Annotated in this window: 1 protein-coding gene; it reads right to left on the bottom strand. The window is 39.0% G+C overall.

Annotated features, from left to right (window positions below; translation table 11 throughout):
* On the bottom strand, positions 1–287 hold a 287-nt coding region (locus P0G09_RS20595), incomplete at both ends, for a hypothetical protein (protein ID WP_275253611.1).

The raw sequence follows: 287 nt of genomic DNA on the forward strand, positions 1-287 counted from the left end.
CACGATATCGGTCTGCAATCTCTTCTTTTTTGCCAAGGAAGTAATCACACTCAGATTCGATTTCCAGGCAAGAGTGAAGTACTTGATAATGTCCATATTTAATGCAAGCTTCTTTTCCATTTCTAGCAACTCTTGCGCTTTCTTCATATCTTTCCAACAAGTCCAGAGATCTGGCAAAATTGAAGAGAACCAAAGGAAGCATCCTGTTTGATGTGACCATTTCTTGGAGATGGCGACTCATATACTGAAGCAACCGATAAAAAATATCGGCTGCTTTTTCATAATCA

This window comes from Faecalibacterium sp. DFI.5.82, from assembly GCF_029076575.1.
GTDB lineage: Bacteria > Bacillota > Clostridia > Oscillospirales > Ruminococcaceae > Faecalibacterium > Faecalibacterium duncaniae.